5 protein-coding genes are annotated in these 10596 nt (G+C 44.2%); 2 read left to right on the top strand and 3 right to left on the bottom strand.

Annotation, left to right across the window (positions count from 1 at the left end; genetic code table 11):
- The 3 genes from AB4486_RS03715 to speA all read right to left on the bottom strand — a co-directional run.
- Positions 1-4169 (bottom strand): retention module-containing protein (locus AB4486_RS03715; protein WP_372116515.1); only part of this gene is annotated, 4169 nt, incomplete at its 3' end.
- Between the two features lie 661 nt (positions 4170-4830).
- Positions 4831-5757: an agmatinase gene (speB, locus tag AB4486_RS03710; RefSeq protein WP_372116513.1), complete on the bottom strand. Its 927-nt coding sequence runs from the start codon at positions 5755-5757 to the stop codon at positions 4831-4833.
- Complete coding sequence (gene speA / locus AB4486_RS03705; RefSeq protein WP_372116511.1) at positions 5757-7664, bottom strand: arginine decarboxylase; 1908 nt, start codon at positions 7662-7664, stop codon at positions 5757-5759. Before speA ends, speB begins: the two co-directional genes overlap by 1 nt.
- Positions 7665-8225: 561 nt before the next feature.
- On the opposite strand from speA, the gene AB4486_RS03700 reads away from it, so the two are divergent.
- Both AB4486_RS03700 and AB4486_RS03695 read left to right on the top strand, forming a co-directional pair.
- Entirely contained in the window at positions 8226-9662 is a 1437-nt protein-coding gene (locus tag AB4486_RS03700; RefSeq protein WP_372116509.1) for a coniferyl aldehyde dehydrogenase, read from the top strand.
- Positions 9659-10237 (top strand): TetR/AcrR family transcriptional regulator, encoded by a 579-nt coding sequence (locus AB4486_RS03695; protein ID WP_372116507.1) that lies wholly within the window; start codon positions 9659-9661, stop codon positions 10235-10237. Before AB4486_RS03700 ends, AB4486_RS03695 begins: the two co-directional genes overlap by 4 nt.
- Positions 10238-10596: the final 359 nt, after the last annotated feature.

Below are 10596 nucleotides of genomic sequence, written 5' to 3'. Positions count from 1 at the left end.
ACAGGAACCTCTGGGTTGGCTCCATCTTTCACAAAGCCGATATACGCCCCAGTCGTGTTTGGATCGGCTTTAAGCTCAACGACCAACCCATTCGATTTAAGTGTGTCGTTGGGATTAAATAAGCTTGGCTCAATGCGGAAACTGGTCACATTGTCGCTTTGATTAGTAAACTGAATAGTCTCGGTTTGACTCACAGGCACGGTGCTTGCTGCCGAGCCATCGGCTAGATTGGATTCTGATAGCGTAACGGTTGGAATAGTATTGATGATTGGAATATCACCATCGGTGATGGTCAAAGTCACGGTGGATGTCACCGGATCTTTATCAAAGTCGCTCGACGTCACTACGATTGTTTTAACGATGTCTTCGTTGTTTGTATGAACTAAATCGCGATTGGGTTCAAAACGCACTTCACCTTGCAGGGTGATGACTAACGTCCCTTCAGTGAAACCAAACCGCTGCTCACCAGTATCTGTTTGAACCAATGTTCTAAGTTGTCCGTCATAAACGAACTGGGTAATCGTTGCCCCATCTGCACTTTGCACTGGCATCACATCAACCGTGCCTGTCGTGACAACACCAGCAGCCAAATCAGCCACCGTTGGCTCTGTAATGCTCAGCGTTTGATTTTGCATGCCTTGAACATCATCGCTGACCGTCACTTTCAATGGCGACATCAATGAGTCGTCACCATCACGGTCGACCGCAAATACAGGTAGTTCAAAGCTCAGGTCATTCTTCGCTTGGCCATCAGCATGATCTAATGCTTCAAGCAGAGTAAAGGTGTACTCACCCACAGTGCTAGTAGAGAAACTAATCGTAAAGACAGGAACCTCTGGGTTGGCTCCATCTTTCACAAAGCCGATGTATCCCCCAGTCGTGTTTGGATCGGCTTTAAGCTCAACGACCAACCCATTAGATTTAAGTGTGTCGTTGGTATTAAATAAGCTTGGATCAATGCGGAAGCTGGTGACATTATCGCTTTGATTGGTGAACTGAATAATCTCAGTTTGGCTCACCGGAGTATTGCTTGCTGCCGAGCCATCTGTAAGGTTAGATTCTGATAAAGTGACGCTTGGAATGGTATTAATCGTTGGAATATCACCATCGGTGATGGTCAACTTCACAGTAGATGTCACCGGATCTTTATCAAAGTCACTTGACGTCACCACGATCGTCTTAACGATATCTTCGCTGCTTGTGTGGTTTAAATCGCGATTGGGTTCAAAGCGTATTTCACCTTCAAGGGTAACAAACAGTTTTCCCTCAGGCACAGTGATAAGCTGCTCTCCCGTTAAGCCCTGATTCAAGGTGTAAACGGTATTATCATACGTGATCTGGGTAATGGTCGCGCCATCAGCACTCTGATCAGGCATCACATCAATGGTGGCAGTCGTCACCTTACCAGCAGCCAAATCCGCAACCGTCGGTTCAACAATATTGAGCACACCATCTTTCATGATTTGCACATCATCACCGATGGTCATTGTAAGCGGGGAAATTTGCGAGTTATCGCCATCAGTGTCCACGGCATAAACAGGCAGTTCAAAGCTCAGGTCGTTATTTGCAAGGCCATCTTCATGATCTAACGCTTCAAGCAGCGTGAAGGTGTATTCCCCTAATGTACTTGTAGAAAAGCTAATCGTGAACACTGGGACATCAGGGTTTACCCCATCGTTAACAAAACCTATGTAAGTACCTGAGTTCTGGGGGTCTTCCTTGAGTTCAACGACAAGCCCATTCGATTTGAGCGTATCATTGGTATTGAATAAGTTTGGATCAATCCGAAAACTCGCGACATCATCACTACCGGCTGTAAACGTAATCGTTTCAGTGGCGCTAACCGCATTTCCGCTTGGCGAAGATCCGTCACCAAGATTCGTTTCAGATAATGTCACTGGTGGAACTAGGTTAATTACCGGATCTTGGCCATCAGTAATACTAAGATCAAGCGTTGAAAAGCTCTCGTCGCCATCAGCATCTTCAGCTAAAAAGGCGAATTGTTTTACTATGGTTTCGCTGCTTGAGTGGTTGATATCGCGCGCAACTTCAAAACTAAAATCGCCATTTAGTGAGATGGTTACAACACCCTCAGTAAAACTGAATGTTTGAACAGCATCTGGCAGCAAGCTCTGATCTAGTGAGTAATCAACACCATCATAGTTAAAAGATTGAATTGTCGAGCCATCAGCGCCTTCGAAGTTGAATAGGTTATACGAAACAACGGTATCGCCGGCTAAAGTTGGTTCCGTGACTGACTCAACTTTATCAACTAGCTCAACAACATCATCTGTGACATTAACGAGAATCTCTGCGGCTTCTGGTGTACTCGAACCGCCAGATAGTGCAGAACGGTCGCCATCTGCATCAACAGCATAAATTGGCAATGCAAAAGTTAGCAGCGCATCTTCAGCGCCTTGATGAGAAAGTTCTTCATAAAGATTAAACTCATAGTTGCCCAATGAAGGGCTATCAATTTTAACATCAAAGACCGTAATTCTCGTTCCATTGACCTCAACGTAACCTTCATAAGTTCTTACACCACCGATCTCACCAATCAGCTCAAGTAGCACAGCCTCACCATTTGAAACCAAGCTGCCACCCGTATTAAATTCCGTCGGCTCCAGTTCATAATGGTCGATGATGTCGCTTTCGAAAATATCGGCAGTGATACTTCCGCTCCCCGCTACAGGCGCGGTTCCCTCTTGTGAGCCACCAATGATGTCTGCTTCATCGACACTAATACTGTCGACATTAGTAATGACTGGGCTATCGCCATCAGTGATAACAATGTTGATGTTATTGGTTACAACATCTTGGTCGAAATCGGTAATCGTGATCGGTAAATCGAACGTCAGTGAATCGGTGCCCACTTGTTCTATTGGATTAAACTGCTCGAATTTATAAGTACCATCGGTATCTAGTGAGATAGTGAGAACAACCTCACCTCGACCTTGGATGGACAGAGTAATCGTTGTTCCATCATCAGAAAGTCTGGCAAGCGTATTTTGATTATCACTGAGCAACCCATCAAACTGGTCCAGTGCACCAGCATCAAATACAGCTGATTGAAGATTATCACTACCAATATTGGAGAACGTTCCTTCAATTGCTGCACTGCTAGTTTCTACGTTACTGATATTCACACTTTCAGCAGACGGATCGCCCCCATCAACCACGGCAACTTGCGCATTAATTGGTGTTGCTAATGGGTTTCCGGCGGTGTCTTCACCTTGAATATCAAAAGTGATGTTAATTTGATCGCCTGTATAGGAAACCTGACCGCCACCAACAGACGTTACGTGATCAATTGGTTGAGAAATCGTTGTGGTCAATGAAAGCTCAGCGTTATTTCCAACACTAACAACATCGATGTCGATGCGTAATACTTCATCGGTGCCTTGAACACCAATGATAGAGTTCGTCGCCGCATCATAAGTAAACGTAACGGGTTGACCACTTGAAGTAATATCACTGTTTAGCTCTGTGAGTAGCGAAGCGAGAGACAGTGCTTCTGGAACAAAAGAATCAGGGGAGAGCGCTAAACTACCAGCAATAATCGTTTCGGTAGTTGTAATAGATTGGGGGTAGGTATTGCCAGAAATGGAGCCTTCGGTGAGCACTTCACTGATTGATTGACCTCCCAATGAACGGGTTATTGTTCTGAACTCTTCTCGGTCTTCATCAACCGTTTGTTCTGCTAGACCTGCGGTCTCAAAAAATGTCGACGGATGAGTTTCGGTGTAGTTGTAGTCAATCGTCACAAAGCCAGCGTTTGCAGAACCTAATCCGCCCCCCGCAGCCGTTGCTTCTAAGATTTGGGTCGGATCGGCACCACCTAAAATGGCTTCTTGGATAGCAGCAAATTCATCATCATCAAAATCTCCTGCATCGGCTTGCTGTAAGTCAAAATTAACTTCTCCAGCGATAGGAGCATCAGCCCACACTATGTCTTGATCAACACAGCCAACACAATTACTTGCCACCTCAGTGACACCGTTTGGGTTACCTAATAACAGCTCTGCTTGGTTTGCAGTGATAACAATCTCGTTTTCACGAATAATATCGCCAACTGAAATTTTTCGTGCGCTTCCATCAGACTTAACCGCAATGACTTCTCCACTCACTGCCTCTACAACTGCAGCTTGGCGCGAAACTTCAATACCCATATATCCCCCGAGGTCACAAAATGCTGTATTGCCCAACATCGTGAAAATGATAGTAATAACGGTTTCAGGCTTAAATTATATTCAGAACTTATTCTCTGCATTAACAATCAATTACGTAGACTGATGTATGTGATGAGTCAGTTCCGTTTCGCCTGTTTTTTTTATAGTTTACTAAACTTTAAGCCTAGTCTTCCTTATCCGAAATGTCATGTCTGTGCGAAGTGACTTCTTTTCACAAATCTAGGCATTCACTTTAGTTTGTTCATGGACTAAGCAAAAGTTTATAGGGTGTTGATTAATATGCAATAAAACGCACACCTTAATTACACCTCAAATTTTTATAAATATATACAGTAATAAAGTTGATAAATCATTAGGATTTATGGGCGATTGATAGGGTCGATATATACCTAAACCCCAAAGAAGAACTAAATCCCATATTTGAGACAAGGTGCAGCATAAAGCTGATGAGAAACTGTTCAAACACCGTATATGGCGTCAATTACATATACAACAGTTAGAGTATTGAATGGGTATACAGGGACAATGAGTAGAAGTTGCAAATGGATATTTCGAGGTATCCAAAAAAAGCCCACTAAGTTGAACCTTAGTGGGCTTTAAAATCAGTATATAGCGTTATGCTGTTAGCAATGACACACAACTATTTAGCAAGGCGATTTGCAGTCCAGACGTAAAGCAGCTCGAGAGCAATCGTCGCACCAGCCAATGCCGTAATTTCGCTTTGGTCATAGGCAGGAGACACTTCTACAACGTCCATACCAACCATGTTGATACCCTGTAAGCCACGGATGATTTTGAGTACTTTATCTGAGTTCAAACCACCACACACAGGCGTCCCAGTACCCGGCGCAAAAGCAGGATCCAGACAATCGATATCAAACGTTAGGTAAACTGGCTTATCACCAACAATGCCTTTCACTTGAGCAATGATCTCATCCACGCTCATGTCGTTCGCTTGCATCGCGTTAATAACGTTAAAGCCGTGTCCTTCCTGCTTGTACTCTGTACGAATACCAATTTGCACTGAATGTTCAGGCGAAATTAAACCTTCATTTGGCGCATGATAGAACATAGTACCGTGATCGTAACGACTGCCCTGACTGTAAGTGTCAGTGTGCGCGTCGAAGTGAATCAGAGCCATCTCACCGAACTTCTTGCCGTATGCTCTTAACAAAGGCAGTGTAATGAAGTGATCGCCACCTAAACCTAACAAAGTTTTACCACTGTTTAGAATCGCATCAGCAGCCGCTTCTAAACGCTGAGTTAAATCTTCAGCATCACCGCAATCAAACACAAGATCGCCAGCATCAATCACCGAGGTATGTTCAAATACATTGAAGTCCCAAGGAAATTTTTTGCCTTCCCACGCCAAGTTTACAGACGCACGACGAATCGCATCAGGGCCCATACGAGCACCCGGTCGACCAGACGTCGCCATATCTAACGGCACGCCCAACACAACCACATCAGCATCGTTATCAATTGGGTTCTGTACCAATGGACGACGCATAAACGTCATCGCATTGGAATACAGCGAGTAATCTGGTTTGGTAAATAGATCGTTCATTAAAAATCCTCAAGATAGGTGTAACCCATCAAGCCTTGCTCTAACTCTTCAAGTACGCTTTGCTGCTCTTGCGCTGGTACTTTCGCCGTTACTAATTCTTTGTAGTTCTGACGAATTAGATCCATATCGATATGAACATAACGCATCATGTCTTCAACCGTGTCGCCTTCGTTGATGTAGTCGATATTCGCTTCACCGCTTTCGTCAACGTTGACCACTACGCTGTGAGTATCACCAAATAGGTTATGCATATCACCCAAGATCTCTTGGTATGCGCCTACTAAGAAAAAGCCCATCAGGTATGGTTCATCTGGGTTCCATGCAGGAACTGGCAGAGTCGTTTCAATACCTTGGCCATCAACATACTGGTCAATCGTACCGTCAGAGTCACATGTGATGTCCAATACAACAGCGCGTCGCTCGTCCGCATTATCCAAACCACTTAGAGGTAATACAGGGAACACCTGATCAATACCCCAAGCGTCTGGCAATGACTGGAATAGTGAGAAGTTCACGAAGAACTTATCGGCCAAACGTTCACTCAACTCATCCAAAATAGGACGGTGGTAACGGTTCTTTGTGCTCATGCGAGTGCTAAGCTCGTAGTTAATACGCAAAGACATTTGCTCTGCCCAAGCACGATGCTGAAGATTCAGCATACCGGTCGCAAATTGGTTGTGCGCTTCTGCAATATCGCTCTGAGTGTCGTTATAGATCTCAATCAACGCACGGTCATCATTACCAGCATCGAGCTCTAAGAAGTTCTTCCACATGTTGTTTAGCAACATTGGAGCGTCAGCTTCAGGCGCAGCCATGTCTTCCGGAGAATAGCTTTCAGTACCAATTACGTTGGTGATCAACACAGCATGGTGCGCTGTCAGTGAGCGACCAGATTCTGAAATGATCACAGGTTGTGGCTGATTGTAGAGCTTACAAATGTCCCCTACTGTCATCACGATGTTACGAGCGTACTCAAGCAAGCCGTAGTTCATTGAGTTTGAAGATTGACTGCGTGTGCCGTCGTAATCGACCGCCAAACCGCCACCAACATCCAAGAACTTCAGTTGAGCGCCAATATCACGCAGTTCACAGTAGAAACGAGCCGCTTCACTCACACCATTTCGCACATCACGAATGTTCGCCATTTGCGAACCTAGGTGGAAGTGCACAAGTTCAAGTACATCCAGCTGGTCTTCGGCTTTCAAGCGTTCGATAACAGTAAGCACTTGTGATGCAGACAGGCCAAACTTCGACTTCTCACCACCACTTGCTTGCCATTTACCTGCGCCTTGAGAAGCAAGACGGATACGTAAACCCAAACGAGGTTTCACACCCAGAGCTTTCGCTTCAGAAAGAACAAGATCAAGCTCTGACAGCTTCTCTAGAACGATAAAAACCTTGTGCCCTAGCTTCTCGCCAATCAGTGCAAGGCGGATGTATTCTCTGTCTTTGTAACCGTTACACACGATCACAGAGCTCGCTTTTTGAGCCAGTGCCAATACCGCTAATAGTTCAGGCTTGCTGCCCGCCTCTAAACCAAGCTGCTTCTGCTCTAATTGAGCTTGGCTCGCTAAGATCTCATCAACCACTTCTTTTTGTTGGTTAACTTTAATCGGATAAACAAGTAGGTAACGATTGTCGTACTGATATTCGTCGATCGCTTGGTTAAATGCGTTACAGATATTGTGCACACGTTGATGCACTATTTGAGGAAAACGCACAAGAGCAGGCAAACCAATATTTCGCTGCTCTAACTGTTTTACGATCTGACTTAGCGGAACTTGATGATCGGTTTCGCTCGGTGAAACATACACCTCACCGTTATCATCAATTCCATAAAAACCTTGGCTCCAGTGCTTTACATTATACTCAGCACGGATGCGTTCCAAATTAACCGAATTTTCCAATTCTAGAGACCTCACACTATAGGGCCATCGACAGAAGATACCTCTTTGGAATAGCGAGGTATAACCCAACAAAAAGCGTTCAAAAACGATTTGTTGGCTGCATTAACCGATATTATTAAGAGCGAGTCCAACCATTGATATTTGTGGTTACGATTACGTTTTTTTATCGACAGATCGACTTAAAGTGACAGGTAAGGAATTACAAGGTTTTAGGGTAAAAAACAGGCTGAAGCGCATTAAATATAAAGCAATTTCTCACATTAAATTAGGGAGAAAAAATGTGCAGAAACCAAAAGATTTTTAGTAAATTGAGTGAGGTTAAGTCAGAGTTGTGACAAATATAAGCACTTCACAATCTGAACTCTCGCTATCACCAACACAGCTTGTGTCCCGCGATTCGATGCCGATAAACACTTCATTCTTCCTACTAGAACTCGCTCACTTCAATGTTGTAACCGCTCAATTTTTGAACTTTTCTCGCGCATATCTTGTATTCGGTTCAATCTTCTTGTAATTTTAACTGACCAACCAATCGGTCAGCCTTCGAATTTAGGGGATACTATGAGCCATAATCTAGACCTTGAACCAAACACGTCGAGCACCAACGACATGGATCAAATGTTCAACCGACAAAAAGATCACTACCGCAATAACGTTAATCCTACGCTTGAGCAGAGAAGAGAAAACCTCTCAGTATTAAAAGCGTTGTTAATGCGCTATCAAGAGCAATTGATTGAGGCAGTATCTGAAGATTATGGCCATCGAGCAAAGCACGACAGCTTGATTGCTGATATCACCCCTTCTCTTCACCAAATTAATTACAGTGATAAGAACCTTAAGAAATGGTTGAAGCCATCTCGTAGAAAAGCAGGCTTGATGCTAACACCAGCGAAGATTACTGTGCATTATCAGCCAGTAGGTGTGGTTGGTATCATCGTGCCTTGGAACTTCCCAGTCATGCTCTCTTTAGGCCCTCTGATCACAGCGTTAGCAGCGGGCAACACGGCGATGCTCAAGATGTCGGAGTTTACTCCAGCGACCAACCGAGTTTTAAAAGCGATGTTGGCCGAAGGCTTTAGTGAAGATCAGGTTGCGATTATCGAAGGCGAAGCTGACGTTTCCGCTAAATTTAGCCAACTGCCGTTTGACCATATCCTTTTCACAGGCTCAACCGCTGTGGGTAAACACGTTATGAGAGCAGCGGCTAACAACTTAACACCAGTTACCTTGGAATTAGGCGGCAAATCTCCAACCATCATTGCCCCTGACTTTGATGTGGCTGACGCTGTTGAACGTATCTTGTTTGCCAAGAGTCTAAACGCTGGCCAGATATGTGTAGCGCCTGATTACATCTTATTGCCGCGAGAAAAATCAGACGAGTTCATCACAGCCTATAAGCGTTATTTCAAGAAGCTTTATAAAGCCGGTATTGAGAGCAAAGACTTAACCTCAGTGATCAACATGCGCCAATACAATCGCTTGAAAGGTGTCATTGAAGACGCACAAGCCAAAGGCGCGGTTATTCACACGGTAACCGAACAAGCACAAGACGATGTAAACCACAGAATGACGCCGCACCTTCTCACCGAAGTGAACGATGAGATGCTCGCGATGCAAGAAGAGCTGTTTGGTCCTGTTTTGCCTATCGTGCCTTATGATTCCATCGAAGAAGCAATCAATTACATCACAGAGAGAGAACGCCCACTGGCTCTGTACCTAATGAGCCATAATAAAGAAACCCAAGACAAGCTTTTATCAGACACGCACTCTGGCGGCGTGTGTATTAATGATTCTTTGGTGCATGTGGCTGCAGAAGACGCACCATTCGGTGGCATCGGCCCTTCAGGCATGGGACACTATCACGGCATTGAGGGCTTCAAGACCCTTAGCCATGCCAAAACCGTTCTAAGTAGAGGAAAAATCAACTTCACCAAGTTAATGCATCCTCCTTACAACAACCCAATCAAGAAACTGATGTTCAAAGTACTCAATAGATGATCACCAAAAGACAAAAAATCCTAGATGCTGCACTCCTGCTCTTCTCTCAACAAGGGCTAGAGGGCACATCTACCGGACAAATAGCGAAAACAGCCGGCGTGGCAAAAGCGACGTTGTTCCACCACTTCGAGAATAAATCTCTATTGATTGATGAACTGTTTCGCGAGCTGAAGCTAGAGCTATTCTCGACCCTTCAACCGCACACTGATGTGGCTGTAGAAGATCGCTACCAAACCTTTAAGTTCATGTGGATCACAGGAATTGAGTGGGCATTAGAGAATCCGGTTGCGATGAAGTTCTTCACCAATGTTCATTTCGACCCAACGACTCAAACTCGAGAAGTGATTGTTTCACAGATGTTCGCATCGCTAGACGAGATCATTTTGAAAGGGCAACAAGATGGTGAATTGATGGTGTTGGACATTAACCTTGTTAGACACTTCATTCATAGCCACTTTCTGATTTGTGCAAACTGGCTTATTGAGCAAAACGAATCTCCACCAGAGCAAACATCGAAGTACATCAATGATAGCTTTGATATGTGTTGGCGAGCCGTTGGTGGACAAACCAAGTAGCTTTAGCTCTAAGCTCTAAGCTCCAAAATATAAGTTCTAGACTCAACTTATTTCCAATAATGATCACTAAAGCGCCACAAAGGCGCTTTAATTATTTGAACACAATTTAATCACCTCAACATATTGACTCAGAGTACTTTCTTTCAGTACCATCCCACCATCATTTCAAAAGAGAATAACGCCATAATGAAGTACTAACATCCTGACATCCGATTTATTTTTATAAAAATCATTTGGACACTCGGGGTTAGTGGGCGTTACTTCATCATCTATTTTCGCGACAAATCAAGCTCTTAAAGATCCGTTTTTTGACAAACAAACATCTTTAAGATCAGTACCTCAAAGACAGGAACCATCTC

It is taken from the genome of Vibrio sp. 10N.222.55.C6, from assembly GCF_041473395.1.
GTDB classification, from domain to species: domain Bacteria; phylum Pseudomonadota; class Gammaproteobacteria; order Enterobacterales; family Vibrionaceae; genus Vibrio; species Vibrio crassostreae_C.
The sequence above is the reverse complement of the archived record's forward strand: the minus strand, read 5'-3'. Positions and strand labels throughout refer to the sequence as shown.

What these genes read in the sequence shown, in the direction of transcription:
- AB4486_RS03700 (WP_372116509.1), top strand. Translation starts at nt 8,226, where the DNA reads ATGAGCCATAATCTAGACCTTGAACCAAACACGTCGAGCACCAACGAC.
- AB4486_RS03695 (WP_372116507.1), top strand. Translation starts at nt 9,659, where the DNA reads ATGATCACCAAAAGACAAAAAATCCTAGATGCTGCACTCCTGCTCTTC.
- speB (WP_372116513.1), bottom strand. Translation starts at nt 5,757, where the DNA reads ATGAACGATCTATTTACCAAACCAGATTACTCGCTGTATTCCAATGCG.